Annotated in this window: 19 protein-coding genes; 2 read left to right on the top strand and 17 right to left on the bottom strand. The window is 41.6% G+C overall.

The window, feature by feature from the left end:
* Positions 1-49: 49 nt before the first annotated feature.
* The 4 genes from DJ568_RS14060 to DJ568_RS14045 all read right to left on the bottom strand — a co-directional run bounded on the left by DJ568_RS14060 (position 50) and on the right by DJ568_RS14045 (position 4,222).
* Positions 50-427, bottom strand: a complete 378-nt coding sequence (locus tag DJ568_RS14060) for a DMT family protein (RefSeq protein WP_114005933.1) — start codon at positions 425-427, stop codon at positions 50-52.
* Entirely contained in the window at positions 424-2,076 is a 1,653-nt protein-coding gene (locus DJ568_RS14055; RefSeq protein ID WP_147238764.1) for a glycosyltransferase family 39 protein, read from the bottom strand. Before DJ568_RS14055 ends, DJ568_RS14060 begins: the two co-directional genes overlap by 4 nt.
* Before the next feature lie 23 nt (positions 2,077-2,099).
* On the bottom strand, positions 2,100-3,407 hold the full coding sequence (gene murA / locus DJ568_RS14050) for a UDP-N-acetylglucosamine 1-carboxyvinyltransferase (RefSeq protein WP_114005931.1): 1,308 nt from the start codon (positions 3,405-3,407) through the stop codon (positions 2,100-2,102).
* A 95-nt stretch (positions 3,408-3,502) separates the two neighbouring features.
* Positions 3,503-4,222 carry a DUF4290 domain-containing protein gene (locus DJ568_RS14045; protein ID WP_114005930.1) on the bottom strand — a complete coding sequence of 240 codons (720 nt, stop codon included), beginning with the start codon at positions 4,220-4,222 and terminating at the stop codon, positions 3,503-3,505.
* Between the two features lie 316 nt (positions 4,223-4,538).
* Here DJ568_RS14045 and DJ568_RS14040 point away from each other — a divergent pair, with 316 nt between their 5' ends.
* Positions 4,539-5,639: a mandelate racemase/muconate lactonizing enzyme family protein gene (locus DJ568_RS14040; protein ID WP_114005929.1), complete on the top strand. Its 1,101-nt coding sequence runs from the start codon at positions 4,539-4,541 to the stop codon at positions 5,637-5,639.
* A gap of 103 nt (positions 5,640-5,742) precedes the next feature.
* Here DJ568_RS14040 and DJ568_RS14035 read toward each other — a convergent pair whose 3' ends face one another.
* The 10 genes from DJ568_RS14035 to DJ568_RS17235 form a co-directional block, all read right to left on the bottom strand.
* Entirely contained in the window at positions 5,743-7,113 is a 1,371-nt protein-coding gene (locus DJ568_RS14035; protein WP_114005928.1) for a dipeptidase, read from the bottom strand.
* Between the two features lie 218 nt (positions 7,114-7,331).
* Complete coding sequence (locus DJ568_RS17245; RefSeq protein WP_158534937.1) at positions 7,332-7,505, bottom strand: hypothetical protein; 174 nt, start codon at positions 7,503-7,505, stop codon at positions 7,332-7,334.
* Between the two features lie 60 nt (positions 7,506-7,565).
* Complete coding sequence (locus tag DJ568_RS14030; protein ID WP_114005927.1) at positions 7,566-7,778, bottom strand: hypothetical protein; 213 nt, start codon at positions 7,776-7,778, stop codon at positions 7,566-7,568.
* A gap of 53 nt (positions 7,779-7,831) precedes the next feature.
* Entirely contained in the window at positions 7,832-8,044 is a 213-nt protein-coding gene (locus DJ568_RS14025; protein WP_114005926.1) for a hypothetical protein, read from the bottom strand.
* 60 nt (positions 8,045-8,104) lie between these two features.
* Positions 8,105-8,317, bottom strand: coding sequence for a hypothetical protein (locus DJ568_RS14020; protein ID WP_114005926.1), 213 nt, complete (start codon positions 8,315-8,317; stop codon positions 8,105-8,107).
* 60 nt (positions 8,318-8,377) lie between these two features.
* On the bottom strand, positions 8,378-8,590 hold the full coding sequence (locus tag DJ568_RS14015) for a hypothetical protein (RefSeq protein ID WP_114005926.1): 213 nt from the start codon (positions 8,588-8,590) through the stop codon (positions 8,378-8,380).
* 61 nt (positions 8,591-8,651) lie between these two features.
* The gene (locus tag DJ568_RS14010) at positions 8,652-8,864 is read right to left on the bottom strand and encodes a hypothetical protein (RefSeq protein ID WP_114005926.1); all 213 of its coding nucleotides are present in this window, start codon (positions 8,862-8,864) and stop codon (positions 8,652-8,654) included.
* 191 nt (positions 8,865-9,055) lie between these two features.
* Positions 9,056-9,274, bottom strand: coding sequence for a hypothetical protein (locus DJ568_RS14005; protein ID WP_114005925.1), 219 nt, complete (start codon positions 9,272-9,274; stop codon positions 9,056-9,058).
* Positions 9,275-9,337: 63 nt separating this feature from the next.
* Positions 9,338-9,475 (bottom strand): hypothetical protein, encoded by a 138-nt coding sequence (locus DJ568_RS17240; protein ID WP_158534936.1) that lies wholly within the window; start codon positions 9,473-9,475, stop codon positions 9,338-9,340.
* 42 nt (positions 9,476-9,517) lie between these two features.
* Positions 9,518-9,664: a hypothetical protein gene (locus DJ568_RS17235; RefSeq protein ID WP_158534935.1), complete on the bottom strand. Its 147-nt coding sequence runs from the start codon at positions 9,662-9,664 to the stop codon at positions 9,518-9,520.
* 511 nt (positions 9,665-10,175) lie between these two features.
* On the opposite strand from DJ568_RS17235, the gene DJ568_RS14000 reads away from it, so the two are divergent.
* Positions 10,176-11,612, top strand: a complete 1,437-nt coding sequence (locus DJ568_RS14000) for a tetratricopeptide repeat protein (RefSeq protein WP_114005924.1) — start codon at positions 10,176-10,178, stop codon at positions 11,610-11,612.
* Here DJ568_RS14000 and DJ568_RS13995 read toward each other — a convergent pair.
* From DJ568_RS13995 to DJ568_RS13985, 3 genes are all read right to left on the bottom strand, one after another.
* A complete protein-coding gene (locus tag DJ568_RS13995) occupies positions 11,609-11,893 on the bottom strand; it encodes a hypothetical protein (protein ID WP_114005923.1) in 285 nt (94 codons plus the stop codon). The genes DJ568_RS14000 and DJ568_RS13995 overlap by 4 nt on opposite strands.
* 189 nt (positions 11,894-12,082) lie before the next feature.
* Positions 12,083-12,433 (bottom strand): helix-turn-helix domain-containing protein, encoded by a 351-nt coding sequence (locus DJ568_RS13990; RefSeq protein ID WP_114006086.1) that lies wholly within the window; start codon positions 12,431-12,433, stop codon positions 12,083-12,085.
* Positions 12,434-12,606: 173 nt separating this feature from the next.
* On the bottom strand, positions 12,607-14,889 hold the full coding sequence (locus DJ568_RS13985; RefSeq protein ID WP_114005922.1) for an ATP-dependent helicase: 2,283 nt from the start codon (positions 14,887-14,889) through the stop codon (positions 12,607-12,609).
* Between the last annotated feature and the right edge of the window lie 321 nt (positions 14,890-15,210).

The following is a 15,210-nucleotide window of genomic DNA, read 5'->3' as shown; positions in this document are numbered from 1 at the left end:
ACTGCGGGCTGTAATAGCCGCCACCAGTTGTAAGCGCGCTGCTTAAAAATCACCATTTCTTAAAGATCACAAACACTGCCAGTACAATGAGCATAAATCCAACTAAATGATTCCAAGCCAGCTTTTCTGTTTTAAAGAAAACGGTGGTGAATAACATAAAAATGATTAGCGTAATCGTCTCTTGGATAGTTTTTAACTGCACAAGGTTGAAGGGGCCACCGTCGCCCTTAAAGCCGGCACGGTTAGCCGGTACCATAAATATATATTCAAAAAAAGCCAAGCCCCAACTGATGAGAATGATGGAGACCAATCCTAAGCTTTTCCCCCATGAATATTCTTTAAATTTCAAATGCCCGTACCAGGCAAACGTCATAAAGGTGTTTGAGATAATTAGCAAAACAATGGTTTGCAAACCGCGTAAATTCATTTTTTTCGTGTTGCTTCGAGGTCTTTCTTATAAAGCTCATTAAGAGCGGGTTTAGGATTAACTAACAGATATACCCCCGTCCCCTTTTCGCGTGCGAACGGATGTTGAACTTCGCCTATAGAGTGGTAACTTTCCACCATGGGCAACAGGTGTTTCATATCGTCAAATTCCTCAGCTACGTATATAATATATCGTGCTGCAATTTGTTCAGGTGCCCACAATGCAAAGCTACTGTTAAGGCATATTACCGGTGGCAGGTTATAGCGTGCTCCTAATATATGTATGGCACCCGCCTGTCCGTAATTATCAGCAATTATGGCGGTATGCGGTTTATGCTCCGCACCCAGGCCGTTATAAGCTTTTGCAACCAGTGCAGTCATTTCCTGCCATCCAAACATGTCAGCATAATCCTGTGTGGTAGCGTGCTGCTGTTGATCTTCCCACTTAGTAATAAAACTTAAAAACGGCAGGTTTTTATTGTTAAATTCAAAAAAAGCCAGCGTTTGCCTAATAGGTAAAACCGGCATTACTAAAGGTAACAACAACAAGTTAGGCACTGTAAATAAAATAATAACGGCGGCCTTAAGTGGCTTCCGCGATGTTTTGAGTATGCGGTCAAACGCGTAACCTCCGGCAGCAAACAACATAGGGTACGCGCCGAAAAGGTAATAGTTTTTGCCGTTCATCTGTAGCAAAAAAAGGAATATGAGCACGTAACCCATCGCTAAAAATTGAAATTTTCTAAGTTTAAAAGAAAATAAAAGAAACAGGAAACCGGTAATCCAAACCGGGAGGGCCGCGCCATTAACAAGTAATTGCTGAATAATAAAGTCGCCCGCGGTGATATGCTCTAACTGCGTGCTGCGTAATTCATTCATGTGGCCGGCAACCGGAAAGTTGTTGCGCCACTGCCATACCAGGTTTGGTGCAAATATTAGTAAAGAGAGTAAAGCCGCTCCTAAAGCATGTTTATTAAAAAGCAGCTTTCTTTGCTTGCTGATAAGTATGCCAATAACGAGCGCGATTGCAAAAAACGCCATAGTGTATTTGGTGAGCATGCCCACGCCCACTGTAATGCCTACCGCATACAAATAAGATATGTTGGTGGTATTACTATATTTAATAAGCAGCCATACAGTTAATACCCACCAAAGCTGATCAAAAACTACCGGTTGAAACAGGTACCCGCTGGCGGCAAAAGCGGGAGCAAGTATCAGTGATAAGCATGCTAAGGCGATGGCGAACTTTTTACCTCCCAATTCTCTTGTAATCATACCGGTAAGCCAAATAATAAGGCCGCTGGCTACGGTAGTTAAAATGCGTGATGCAAAAACCGAATCGCCAAATATTGAAAGAGACATGCGGGCGAGAAACGCTATGAAAGGCGGTACTTCTTTGTAACCCCAATCTAAATGGTCGCCGAGCGTAAGGTGTAATAATTCGTCGCGGTGGAAGCCAAAGTTTGAAATAGATAGCAGGTTCAATGCTATCTTAATGGCCACAAAAACGAGTATAAAATTACTATATGCAGCGCGCCTGTTCCGGTAGATCATTGCAGTTATAGGTTTGCCGCTAAGATAGTTTTTTTTTGGTTTGGATGGATAAAGTACCGGAGTGAACAGTGAGTAGCTGAACTTACAACTACTCACTGTGTCAAGTAATAAATGGTGAGTTACACCCGCACAATATCAGCACCTAATGCTTGCAAACGCTTGTCAATGTGTTGGTATCCTCGTTCAATTTGCTCAATGTTATAAATAGTGGATTTGCCTTTTGCTGATAAGGCAGCGATAAGTAATGACACACCGGCACGTATATCAGGCGAGGTCATGGAAATGCCGCGTAATTGTACTTGCTTATCAAGTCCGATAACCGTGGCGCGGTGGGGGTCACAAAGAATGATGTTCGCGCCCATTTCAAGTAGCTTATCCACAAAGAAAAGCCGGCTTTCAAACATTTTTTGATGTATCAGTACCGAACCTTTAGCTTGTACAGCTACCACCAGGCAGATACTCAGCAGGTCGGGGGTAAAGCCCGGCCAGGGCGCGTCAGATATAGTCATCAGAGAGCCGTCAATAAATGTCTCTATCTCATAATATTCCTGTGCCGGTATAAAAATATCATCACCACGTAGTTCGAGCTTTATGCCCATACGTTTAAATACTTCCGGTATAATGCCCAGCTCTTTGTATTGTACATCTTTTATAGTTATCTCCGAGCCGGTCATCGCGGCCAAACCGATGAAAGAGCCTATTTCTATCATATCGGGCAGCATCTTGTGCTCGGTGCCATGCAACTCGGTAACCCCTTCAATGGTTAAAAGGTTTGAGCCTATACCGCTAATATTGGCGCCCATGCGGTTCAGCATCTTACAAAGCTGCTGCAAATAAGGTTCGCAGGCGGCGTTGTAAAGGGTGGTGGTGCCTTTAGCCAGCACTGCAGCCATAACAATATTGGCTGTGCCTGTTACTGATGCTTCATCGAGCAATATATAAGTGCCTTGCAGGTTTGAGGCGTCTACATTATAAAACTCATCTGTCGCGTTATAATTAAATTTGGCGCCCAATTTTTCAAACCCCAAGAAATGCGTATCCAAACGGCGGCGGCCAATTTTATCACCCCCCGGTTTAGGTATCGAACCACGACCGAAGCGCGCAAGTAGTGGCCCAACTATCATGATAGAGCCACGCAGGCTGCCACCTTTTTGTTTAAAGGCATCTGATTGAAAAAAGTCGAGGTCGATATCTTTCGCTTCAAAGGTATAAGTATCAGTCGACAGACGTTCAACAATCACCCCCATATCTCCTAATAACTCTATCAGTTTATTAACGTCAACTATATCAGGAACGTTGCTAATTGTTACTTTTTCTTTGGTTAATAATACAGCCGAGATAACCTGCAGCGACTCATTTTTTGCGCCCTGGGGGATAATTTCGCCTTTTAGCTTTTTGCCACCCTGTATCTCAAATGCGTTCTTCATAATTATTGTGGTAATTGTAGTAAATGTAAGGTAATAGTTTTCTGCTCCGATTTGTTTTTAAGTCAGCTTAATAATAAAAACGTTAAAATTGGCTGTTAGTACTTGCGTGCCCCGCCATTGTTACGGTTGCGGTTGTTTTGGTTGTTGTTATTGCGCTGATTATTATTAGTGCGCCCGCCGCCGCCGCGGTTGTTTTGGTTGTTATTGCGGCCCCGGTTGGTATTTTGCGAAGGCGCTACAGTGCGGTACTCAACTTTATTTAGGTTAATGTTTTCATCTAACCGTAATTCGCCGCCCGACATCGCAGTAAGGTCAGCCAATATCATTTCATCGGCTACCGAGTCTTTGTTCCACTGCACATACGCCATTTTCATGAAGTTGGCTATCGCCTGTACCATGTGGCGTTTGCGCTCGGGTTCTTCAATGTTTTTTGCCTTGGCTATCATCAGCTCTATGGTTTTGCCGTAATGCTTGTACCTGATGCGTTGGTGCGGGTAAGTAAGCGGCTTCGGTTTAAGATGAATAGATTCTGGTGATGGCGGCGGGTACGGTGAATCAACATCTATTTTATAGTCAGATATAATGTGAAGGTGGTCCCAAAGCTTATGCTTAAAATCGGCTACGTCGCGCAGGTGCGGGTTTAAAAAGCCCATCAGGTCGATAACAACCTGTGCATAGCGGTTGCGCTCTTCCTTGCTTGGCAGCGCTACAATGTACTTAACCATATTTTGTACATTGCGGCCATATTCAGATAATATGAGTTTATTCCTCGTTGAATTATAATCAAACGGAGCAGGCGTGTTTTGTAAAGCCATGTATGTTTTTAAATTTAATAAATTGTCTTTGAATATTTCCGGCGCATGGACAGTTCCTCAAAACAGAAGTCAGAAACCGGAGAGCCGAAATGAATCAGTACGAAAGTACTAACGCAAATATAAGTTAAATGTGTTAAAGTGCAAATAGTTTTACCTCAGTCAGCCCATTTCAAAAGTAGCGGGTCTTTTTTTACATTTATTTCAGATTTATAGGAAAAAGTCCTCTCTTTTGTTCGGCTTCACTAAACCTCTTTAAGAGAAGACTAAACATTGTTGAACTCTCTCTCTTTGGAGACGGTCGTGGTCAGGCAAGGAAATGAAAATAACTCAAATCAACATCTACCGATTCAGCATACCTATGCAGCCGTTTAGCATCGCTACGGGTACGATGGATTATGCGCAAAACGTATTCATCCGGGTGCATACCGATGCCGACCTTTGCGGCGTAGGCGAATGTTCAGCCTTCCCGATGATAGTAGGCGAGACGCAGGATACCTGCCTGGCTATGGCACGGGAGTTTGCCGCGTTATGGGTAGGGCAAAACGCGCTGGATATACCCGCCCGTCTGCAGCAGCTGCACAGTTTTACTGCCGGTAACACCACCATTAAAAGCGCCTTTGATATGGCCTTGTATGACATAGCCGCTAAAAATGCCGGCCTTCCGTTGTATAAATATTTAGGTGGCCGAAAGCGCATTGTTGAAACGGATATTACCATAGGTATCGCTTCGCCTGAAGTGATGGCCGAAAAGGCTTTGGCTTTTAAAAATTCAGGCGCTACCATATTAAAGGTAAAACTGGGTAAGGATCCGGAAACTGATGTGGAGCGTATAAAGCTAATCAGGGCAGCTGTTGGCGATGGAATGCAGATACGTGTAGATGCCAACCAGGGCTGGAGTTATGACGACGCCGTATTTGCCCTGCAAAATATAGCACCCTTTAATATACAGTTTTGCGAGCAGCCCATGCGCACCTGGTACGACGACCGCATGCCCGAACTAATAGAGCTATCGACGGTGAAAATTATGGCCGACGAAAGTGTGTATAATCACCACGATGCGCGCAAGCAAATAAACAGCGGCTCGTGCCATTATATCAATATTAAATTCTCAAAGTCGGGCGGGATACACGAGGCTAAGCAGATACACGATATAGCTGCCGAAAAGGGTATTGCCTGCATGATGGGAGGCATGCTGGAAAGCCGCATTGCATTAAGCGCCAAACTGCATTTTGCCTACGCCAGCCCTAACATTAAGTTTTATGATCTGGATACCTGTATGCTGGGGCATTTGGCAGATCCATGCATAGGCGGTGTAAAATACATAGGGTATCTTTTAGATATTGATGACTCGGTTGGTATAGGAGCCGACGCTGATGAAAAGTTTCTAGCAGGCTGTGAGCAGTGGATTGTTAAATAATTTCATACATCTACAGGCGCACCGGAGGCACACGAATGGCTCGAAACCTTAAACTTAACCTAAGCGTTTTCCGGGTAAACTCTAGTTGTAATTTTATTTACCCCTAAGCACTTAATTCATCAAAATACTTATAAAACAATGGTATGGTTTCAATACCCTTGTAATAATTATATACATCATACTTCTCGTTAGGCGAATGCAGGTTATCACTATCCAGTCCAAAACCCATCAAAACCGTTTTTATACCCAGTTCCGCCTCAAATAAGGCTACAATAGGGATGCTGCCTCCGCCACGGGTGGGTATGGGCTCTTTGCCAAACGATTCAGCAATGGCTTTTTGTGCTGCGCGATAAGCCACACTGTCGGTAGGGGTAACAACCGGTTCGCCGCCGTGGTGCGGGGTTACTTTCACCTTAACGTAGGGTGGGGCTATCCTTAAAAAATGATCGGTAAAGAATTTGGTGATGGTTGCCGAAATTTGGTTAGGCACCAGCCGCATAGAAATTTTGGCGTGAGCCTTTGACGGTAATACTGTTTTTGCGCCTTCGCCGATATACCCGCCCCAAATACCGTTTACTTCAAGGGTAGGGCGGGTGCCGGTACGTTCAAATGTACTATAGCCTTTTTCGCCCCAAAGTTCGTTAATGCCCAGGTCGGCTTTATATTCTTCTTCGCTGTATGGGGCGTTATTCAGTGCCATACGTTCAGCTTCACTTAATTCTGCAACATCATTATAAAAGCCGGGTATGGTTATATGGTTATTATCATCATGCAATGAGGCTATCATCTTAGCCAGTATGGTAGCCGGGTTGGCCACCGCGCCGCCATAAACACCCGAGTGCAGATCGCGGTTAGGGCCGGTTACCTCAACTTCAAGATAGGAAAGGCCGCGTAATCCGGTCTCCAGCGACGGATGCTTCATGCTGATCATAGCGGTATCTGAAATAAGTATAACGTCAGCTTTCAGTCTATCTTTATTGACCTGAACAAAGGGCCCCAGGTTATCTGATCCTACTTCCTCTTCGCCTTCTATCATAAACTTAATGTTACAGGCGAGGGTGCCGGTTTGCATCATTAATTCAAAAGCTTTTACATGCATATAAAACTGTCCCTTGTCGTCACAGGCCCCGCGGGCATATATTCTATTGTCGCGTATAGTGGGTTCAAAAGGCGGTGTTTCCCAAAGTTCCAGGGGGTCGGCAGGCTGCACATCGTAATGGCCGTAAACCAAAACTGTGGGTTTAGCCGGGTTAATTATTTTTTCGCCATACACTACGGGGTACCCTGCTGTTTCGCAAACCTCGACATTATCAGCGCCGGCGTCACGTAATTTTTGGGCAACATAGTCAGCAGTTTTTAAAACGTCAGATTTATATTTTGGGTCGGCACTTACCGACGGAAAGCGTAGTAACTCAAACAGTTCGTCAAGCATGCGCTGCTTGTTTTGTTCGATATAGCTTTTTATTTGTTGCATGGCTCAAACATTTTGCAGCAAATATAAAGCAATGTAGGGTGGAATCAGCCTTTCGAATATGAATTATGACTGAGAGGAGAGTATTATAGTAAAATAAAAGGGGTAAGTCAGCGTATTTATTAATTGTAACCAAATGAGCAACTATACCCGGACCAGCCTGTAATGTAACCGGCATGCTTTGGTCACATTACATGAATTTTTTAACAAGCAAGGTGGCATTAGTCAATGCTTGAAATGTCTGTTTTAGGCAAATTTTTATAAGTATTGTTAAGTTTTGCTTTTTCAAGCTTTATGCTGTTTTCTTTAGTGCTGGTATTATCATGTTTGTTCACAGATAAGGCTGTGATTACGGTCGTTACTACCAATACGGCTGCTACGATGGTTTTTTTCATTTGTATTTTTATGAACAGTGTAGTTGTATTAATTAATCGCCGGAAAGCATCCAGTAGTAATTAGTCTGCTGAGCCTACATCCTTTTTGTCGCCTTTAGCATCTACCGAACCCACGTCTTTCTTGTCGCCTTTGTAGTCTGCTGAACCCACATCTTTTTTGTCGCCGCGGAAATCTGCCGAGCCTACGTCTTTTTTATCGCCTTTAAAATCTGCTGCTGAAGCTGAAACTATAGTTGAGAATATGATTGCTGATGCTATGATTAACTTTTTCATGTTGTATGTTATCTGTAGTTGTTATGTATTTATGTTGATTGTCTTTTAAATAATTAGTCTGCTGAGCCTACATCCTTTTTGTCGCCTTTAGCATCTGCCGAACCCACGTCTTTCTTGTCGCCTTTATAGTCTGCTGAACCCACATCTTTTTTGTCGCCGCGGAAGTCTGCTGAGCCAACGTCTTTTTTATCGCCTTTGAAATCTGCTGCAGAAGCTGAAACTATAGTTGAGAATATGATTGCTGATGCTATGATTAACTTTTTCATGTTGTTGTTATCTGGAGTTGTTATGTATTATGTTGATTGGAATTGATGTCTTTGTAATAATTAGTCTGCTGAGCCTACGTCTTTTTTATCGCCTTTAGCATCTGCCGAACCCACGTCTTTCTTGTCGCCTTTGTAGTCTGCTGAACCCACATCTTTTTTGTCGCCGCGGAAATCTGCTGAGCCAACGTCTTTTTTATCGCCTTTGAAATCTGCTGCAGAAGCTGAAACTATAGTTGAGAATATGATTGCTGATGCTATGATTAACTTTTTCATGTTGTTGTTATCTGGAGTTGTTATGTATTATGTTGATTGGAATTGATGTCTTTGTAGTAATTAGTCTGCTGAGCCTACGTCTTTTTTATCGCCTTTAGCATCTGCCGAACCCACGTCTTTCTTGTCGCCTTTGTAGTCTGCTGAACCCACATCTTTTTTGTCGCCGCGGAAATCTGCTGAGCCAACGTCTTTTTTATCGCCTTTGAAATCTGCTGCAGAAGCTGAAACTATAGTTGAGAATATGATTGCTGATGCTATGATTAACTTTTTCATGTTGTTGTTATCTGGAGTTGTTATGTATTTATGTTGATTGGAATTGATGTCTTTGTAATAATTAGTCTGCTGAGCCTACGTCTTTTTTATCGCCTTTAGCGTCTGCCGAACCCACGTCTTTCTTGTCGCCTTTGTAGTCTGCTGAACCCACATCTTTTTTGTCGCCGCGGAAATCTGCTGAGCCTACATCTTTTTTATCGCCTTTGAAATCTGCTGCAGAAGCTGAAACTATAGTTGAGAATATGATTGCTGATGCTATGATTAACTTTTTCATGTTGTTGTTATCTGGAGTTGTTATGTATTTATGTTGATTGGACATCTTTTTTATCGCCTTTGAAATCTGCTGCAGAAGCTGAAACTATAGTTGAGAATATGATTGCTGATGCTATGATTAACTTTTTCATGTTGTTGTTATCTGGAGTTGTTATGTATTTATGTTGATTGGAATTGATGTCTTTGTAATAATTAGTCTGCTGAGCCTACGTCTTTTTTATCGCCTTTAGCGTCTGCCGAACCCACGTCTTTCTTGTCGCCTTTGTAGTCTGCTGAACCCACATCTTTTTTGTCGCCGCGGAAATCTGCTGAGCCAACGTCTTTTTTATCGCCTTGAGAAGCTGCTGTTGCACTTATTGATGTTGCGATTGTTGAGAATACTAAGGCTGTAGCGATTATTAATTTTTTCATTTTACTATTGTATTGTTGGTTAATATTTTACTGTATTGTTAGTATGTTATGGATATTTAATATTTAATCTGCTGTACTGATATCCTTTTTAAATCCAATGAGTGTTTGAAAAGGAACGGCAGGCTTCACATTGTCCTCTTTTTTGCAAGAGGTTAATATGCTTGTGCTTACAATAATTGCTGCCAATAGTATCCGTTTCATTACATCTGCGATTTTTATATTGATTATTTAATTGATATATAGTTACTTAACATCAGCGGTGCTAATATCTTTCTTAAAGCCCACAAATATTTTAAGCGGTGCAGTAGGGCGGCTTTCAGCTTTTTGCTGACACGACGCCAATAGGCCTGTGCTGATGATTAACGTTGCTGCTATAAGTAACTTTTTCATTGTAATGGATATATTATTTTGTATGATATATTATAATTAGTCGGCTGAACTTATGTCGTTTTTAAAGCCAGTGAATTTTTTTAACTCAACGTGTGGCTGGACAATAATCATTTTTTTACTGGACGTCGCATTAATTGAAAATGTACCAATGGTTAAAATAATTACCAATAAATAGATTAAATTTTTCATATCAATTATGTTTTAATTATTAATTAATACCATGTGCAAACTTATTGGATCCTGATTTCTGCGTTTTAAAAACAGGGAACAAAACCTTTAGCTTGGACCTTCTTTAACCTTGTTAAATCAGATCATCGTTTGCCATATTATTTTTTAATATTATTTCTCTTATAACTTATTCTAAATCAATTGTTTAACAAAGCAAATATAATTATGTTTTTTTAATTTAAAAGCAATTCTGTGAAAAACTTTCACGCCCACAAAATGTAAATATTTATATAATAATTTAAATTTTATAACTTTCACCCCAATTGTTCGTAATAGGTACTTGATGATAAGATGGCTGCTTTTTCTTGCCTTAATTTGCCTTAGCATATCCTCATACGCAAAAAACGCTTATGGGGTTGTGTCTCAGGACACAAACGAGGTGAATAAGTTAAATAAGCAGGGGTATGACAGCCGTTTAACTGATCCAGAGCAAACCATTGGCAATGCCGAACGTGCGCTCTCCATCGCCCGCAAGTTAGGGTATAAAAAAGGCATAGGCGAATCCCACCGCGTTTTGGGGCTAGGTTATTACTATACCAATGAACCCGAGAAATCCATTGATAACTATTTAACAGCGCTCACTTTTTTTGAGCAGATAAATGACTTGCGCAGTATTGCTAAAGTTTATAACAACATTGGCAACCTCTATCGCGACAATGACTACCAGGAATCCTTAAAAAATCTGAAAAAGTCTTTAGTAATAGCCCAAAGATTAGATGATAAGCAGTTGATAGCCTCGCTGTATCTTAATATGGGAAATATAAGCTACAGGCAGAAGCGTTTTAACGAGGCGCTCGACTACTACAATAAAAGCGATGTTATATTTACCGGTTTGGGTGATTCTATCAACCTGATTACCTGCGTGCAAAACAAGGGCGTTATTTATTTTAACCTAAAACAGTTTGATAAGGCACAGGAGCTTTTGTTGCAGGCTAACCGGGCTGCTAAAGCCAATGATCTTAATCAAACCGTAGCCAGTGTTAACTTGACGCTGGCTTCGTTATATATAGCCCAAAATAAATTTACAGAAGCGGAGAACGTAGTGGCCGAGGGCCAAACTTACGCGGGTCTTATAAAGGATAAAAAGCTGATATATGATTATCAGTACACCACGTACCAGATGGAGTACAAGCGTAAAAATTATGAACAGGCCCTGCAAGTGCTGCAGGAGATATACAGACAGGATAGTATTATCCATAAAACTACAGAGTCTACCAAAATTAACTTAATGGCCAAAAATTTTGAGCAGGCAGCCCTTGAGCGTAACAGCGCTTTTTTGAAAGCTAAGCAGGAAACTGACCGTGTTAAATTTTTTGGCGTAACAACGGTTGCCGGGCTGTTAATGGTTGTTATTGTGTTGCTGGTAGGCAACGTAAAACGAAAGGCTAAAACAAACTCGCAGCTTACAGAACTTAATGCTGAGGTTTCGCGGCAAAAGGACAACCTCGACCGCATTAACCATCATCTTGAAGAAATTATAGACGAACGTACCAAGGATCTGCAGGTTAAGAACAGAAAGCTGTCAGAATACTCGTCATATTTATCACACCAGATACGCGGCCCTATTGCTACCCTAAAGGGGCTAATGAACCTTGAAAAGGAGGGATTGGTAGACCAAAACGAGTGCATAAATATGATGGATAAATGCGTAACTGACATCGACTCTAAAATTATAGAAATGAGCGACATGTTACACAATCCGGCCCGGACTGATAGCTAAGGCCAGTTAGGATAAATCCTTGCCTCCATCAAGCCCAGGTAACTGCAGTACCATGATATCATTTGTAATATAAGCAGTTCACGGTGTTTTTTATATCCTTTAGTTTCAAACGCAAGTACCTCATCGTTAGCGGTAACAAAAAATCTGACTTCCCCCTTGCTTGGTTTAAACTTTGATTTCAAAAAATCAAAAGCCTTCACCTTTAACTTGGTGTTAGGATCATGTATTACACCATCCTTTACCGCCTCGTTATTTGAAATAGATATCAGGTAATTTGACATGGTTTTGTTATTTAACCATGTACTGCAATAGTTACTCCAAAACCATACATGAATTAGTGATAGCTAATGAATTACAATAAAAGCTGGTTTTTTTTATATTTTAGTTAAAAATGATTAACCTATATATAAATATTCTGAAAAATCCAGCTGATTTAATTCAAATTTGTGTAGCTTGAAGTGAACAGTTTATTAATTTTTGTTGCGCAATTCTTCATACAGCACAATCACCTTACGCTGCAGGTTAGCTATTTCGGCCTCCCTTTCAAGTAGTTTCTTTTGTGCCACGCTCAGATGCGAAGGCTCAGGTTCAGCTTCTTCAATATCATATGCCAACAGGTAAACAACAGCAACTTCAAAAATATTGGCAATTTGCTCAAGCCTCGAAAGGTTGATATCGGTAACACCGGTTTCTATCTTCGAAAAAGCAGGTATAGATATTCCTAAACGGGTAGCTACGTCTTCCTGGCTCCAGCCGCGTTGGTGGCGTAAAATCCTAATGTTTTTCCCAATAGATTTATTTGTTCTTTTTTTCTCACTCATGTCCTTAATTTTATTACTCAACAGTTTAACGGGGAAAGGGTATGCATGAGCTTATCCAAAGCTTGTGCCATAGTGCATTGTATGGCTACAAACATAAATAACTGCATTTGTATAGACAAGTGTTTAATGCGTTGTGGAAAAAAATCTACAATAGGGGTAAATAAGTTGGGCACTTAGTGTAAGATGTACAATTTAGCAAATTTTAAAAGCAATTGTTTTTGTCCTATCTCTTTAAAAAATATAGTGGCTTTTATATCTGGTTTATTACCTTCAAGGCTGATGACCTTGCCAAATCCAAAGCGCTCGTGCTCAACTTCCATACCCACCTGCAAATTCGAAGTATCTGATGGTTTAAAATCAGGCGAGGGCACATGAGCTTTTGCAAGTACCGAGGTGGTTTTAACGGGAGATGCTGGTTTAGGGCGCGAAAATGAATCGCCGCCACCCGTGGACGGCCGGCTCCATGCGTTCCGTTCATCGTTAAACGATGATCCCCCTGACGGAGCGGGCCGGGCGGTAAAATCGAGTTCAAGATATTTTGCGTCAATCTCATCCAAAAACCGGCTGGGCTCGCAGCTTATGAGGGTGCCAAATTTAAACCTTGAGGTTGCATAACTTATCGTAAGCTTATATTCGGCACGCGTTATGGCCACGTAAAAAAGCCGGCGTTCTTCTTCCAGATCGCTGCGGGAATTAAGTGACATCTGCGACGGAAAAAGGTTTTCCTCCAACCCGACAACGTATACCTGCGGAAATTCAAGTCCTTTGCTTGAGTGAATAGTCATTAACGATACCGTATCGGCGTCCTTATTCTTATCGTTGTCGTCATTAGTAAGCAGGGCCACGTCCTGCATAAACACGTCAAGGCCTTTCTCCTCAATGTCTTCGCGTTCTGAAAACTCTTTTATACCGTTCAGCAATTCCTGTATATTCTCGTAACGGTTTAACCCTTCAACTGATTTATCTTCGTACAGGTCTTTCAGCAAGCCGGAGTGTTGGGCAATGTGCAGCGCTGCATCATAGGCAGACTGATTTTTAGTAATCACCTGGAAACTTTGAATCATGGTAGAGAAGGAATGTAAAGACGCGGGTGCCTTTTCTAAATATTGCCCGGCATTTAATATCACTTCAAATGGCGTTAGGTTATGCTTATCAGCTGCCAGTATGATCCGGTCAACCGTAGTATCGCCAATACCGCGTTTCGGATAGTTTATCACACGTTTTAATGCCTCTTCATCATTCGGATTAAAAGTGAGACGGAAATAAGCTATTAAATCCTTAATCTCTTTGCGCTGATAGAAAGAAAGTCCGCCGTATATCTTATAGGGTATATTCAGTTTGCGCAAGCCTTCCTCCATTGAGCGCGACTGCGCATTGGTGCGGTAAAGTATCGCAAAATCATTCCACTTCAAGCCTTTGCTGCTGCGTTCCTGCATAATAGATTCAGAGACCATTTTACCCTCTTCATTATCACTGAAGGCGCGCACCACCTTAATTTTGTCGCCGCTTTCTTTTTCAGAGAACACGTGCTTTTTAAGTTGTTCCTTATTATTTGCTATAATACTGTTAGCAACATTGACGATGTTTTGCGTAGAGCGGTAATTTTGCTCGAGCTTAAATACTTTAAGTTCAGGATAATCCTTTTCAAAATTTAATATGTTTTGGATGTTGGCCCCGCGGAAAGCATAAATGCTTTGCGCATCGTCGCCCACTACGCAAATGTTTTCGTTAACGGCTGCAAGTTTTTTTACTATCAGGTACTGCGAAAAGTTGGTGTCCTGATACTCGTCAACCATCAAGTATTTAAACTTGTGTTGATATTTATTTAATACGTCCGGATTGTTTTTTAACAACTCGTTGGTTTTAAACAACAAATCGTCAAAGTCCATGGCTCCGGCACGGAAACAACGGTTTACGTAATTCTCATACACCTTGCCTAAATGGCCGCGGCCACTGCTAAAGTCATCAGCCTGGATCTGTGGGTTTTGCTGGTATTCCTGCCATGACACCAGGTTGTTTTTAGCTGCTGATATGCGGTTGTACACAAAGTTGGCATTGTACAACTTATCATCCAGGCTCATTTCTTTAAGTATGGCACGGATTACGCTTTTGCTGTCGTCGGTATCGTAAATGGTAAAGTTATTGGGGTAACCTATCTTGTCAGCTTCAACCCGCAACAACTTTGCAAACACGGAGTGGAATGTACCCATCCAGATATTCTTTGCATCGGGGCCAACCAGGTGGTTTATCCGCTCGCGCATCTCGCGGGCCGCTTTATTGGTAAAGGTTAAAACAAGTATGTTAAACGCATCAACGCCATGGCGTATAAGGTGGGCTACCCGGTACGTTATCACCCGTGTTTTGCCTGATCCTGCACCGGCTATAATCATCACCGGTCCGGTCATTTGTTCAACTGCCGCACGTTGCTCTTTGTTTAATCCCTCTAAATAATCCAATGCTGTCCCCTCTCGTTTTTAGTACGGCGAAATTAATTATTTGGGGCGAAAGATAGTAGGATAGTTTGTAGTAATTGGTTTGCAGTGGGGAGAGGTCGTTTAGTTTTTTTATATTTTATTTTTGTTGTTACTATCGTAACTATAAAAGACGTCATTGCTGTAAGGGTTTATTAATTTGGTAATGGAATTAGGTGTTTTTATTTGTTGTTTATGGAGACCATATCGATAGGTTTTTTGCCATTAATGCCCTGATGTGGTCTTTCCCAATTATAGTAAACAAGATATTTGAGCAGTTCATCTTCGAGTTCCTGTAAAGTATCG

This window comes from Mucilaginibacter hurinus, assembly GCF_003324525.1.
In the GTDB taxonomy this organism is placed as follows: Bacteria; Bacteroidota; Bacteroidia; order Sphingobacteriales; family Sphingobacteriaceae; genus Mucilaginibacter; species Mucilaginibacter hurinus.
The sequence above is the reverse complement of the archived record's forward strand: the minus strand, read 5'-3'. Positions and strand labels throughout refer to the sequence as shown.

Coding starts and splice junctions, on each gene's coding strand:
- DJ568_RS14060 (WP_114005933.1), bottom strand. CDS start 427: ATGAATTTACGCGGTTTGCAAACCATTGTTTTGCTAATTATCTCAAAC.
- murA (WP_114005931.1), bottom strand. CDS start 3,407: ATGAAGAACGCATTTGAGATACAGGGTGGCAAAAAGCTAAAAGGCGAA.
- DJ568_RS14045 (WP_114005930.1), bottom strand. CDS start 4,222: ATGGCTTTACAAAACACGCCTGCTCCGTTTGATTATAATTCAACGAGG.
- DJ568_RS14040 (WP_114005929.1), top strand. CDS start 4,539: ATGAAAATAACTCAAATCAACATCTACCGATTCAGCATACCTATGCAG.
- DJ568_RS14035 (WP_114005928.1), bottom strand. CDS start 7,113: ATGCAACAAATAAAAAGCTATATCGAACAAAACAAGCAGCGCATGCTT.
- DJ568_RS17245 (WP_158534937.1), bottom strand. CDS start 7,505: ATGAAAAAAACCATCGTAGCAGCCGTATTGGTAGTAACGACCGTAATC.
- DJ568_RS14030 (WP_114005927.1), bottom strand. CDS start 7,778: ATGAAAAAGTTAATCATAGCATCAGCAATCATATTCTCAACTATAGTT.
- DJ568_RS14025 (WP_114005926.1), bottom strand. CDS start 8,044: ATGAAAAAGTTAATCATAGCATCAGCAATCATATTCTCAACTATAGTT.
- DJ568_RS14020 (WP_114005926.1), bottom strand. CDS start 8,317: ATGAAAAAGTTAATCATAGCATCAGCAATCATATTCTCAACTATAGTT.
- DJ568_RS14015 (WP_114005926.1), bottom strand. CDS start 8,590: ATGAAAAAGTTAATCATAGCATCAGCAATCATATTCTCAACTATAGTT.
- DJ568_RS14010 (WP_114005926.1), bottom strand. CDS start 8,864: ATGAAAAAGTTAATCATAGCATCAGCAATCATATTCTCAACTATAGTT.
- DJ568_RS14005 (WP_114005925.1), bottom strand. CDS start 9,274: ATGAAAAAATTAATAATCGCTACAGCCTTAGTATTCTCAACAATCGCA.
- DJ568_RS17240 (WP_158534936.1), bottom strand. CDS start 9,475: ATGAAACGGATACTATTGGCAGCAATTATTGTAAGCACAAGCATATTA.
- DJ568_RS17235 (WP_158534935.1), bottom strand. CDS start 9,664: ATGAAAAAGTTACTTATAGCAGCAACGTTAATCATCAGCACAGGCCTA.
- DJ568_RS14000 (WP_114005924.1), top strand. CDS start 10,176: ATGATAAGATGGCTGCTTTTTCTTGCCTTAATTTGCCTTAGCATATCC.
- DJ568_RS13995 (WP_114005923.1), bottom strand. CDS start 11,893: ATGTCAAATTACCTGATATCTATTTCAAATAACGAGGCGGTAAAGGAT.
- DJ568_RS13990 (WP_114006086.1), bottom strand. CDS start 12,433: ATGAGTGAGAAAAAAAGAACAAATAAATCTATTGGGAAAAACATTAGG.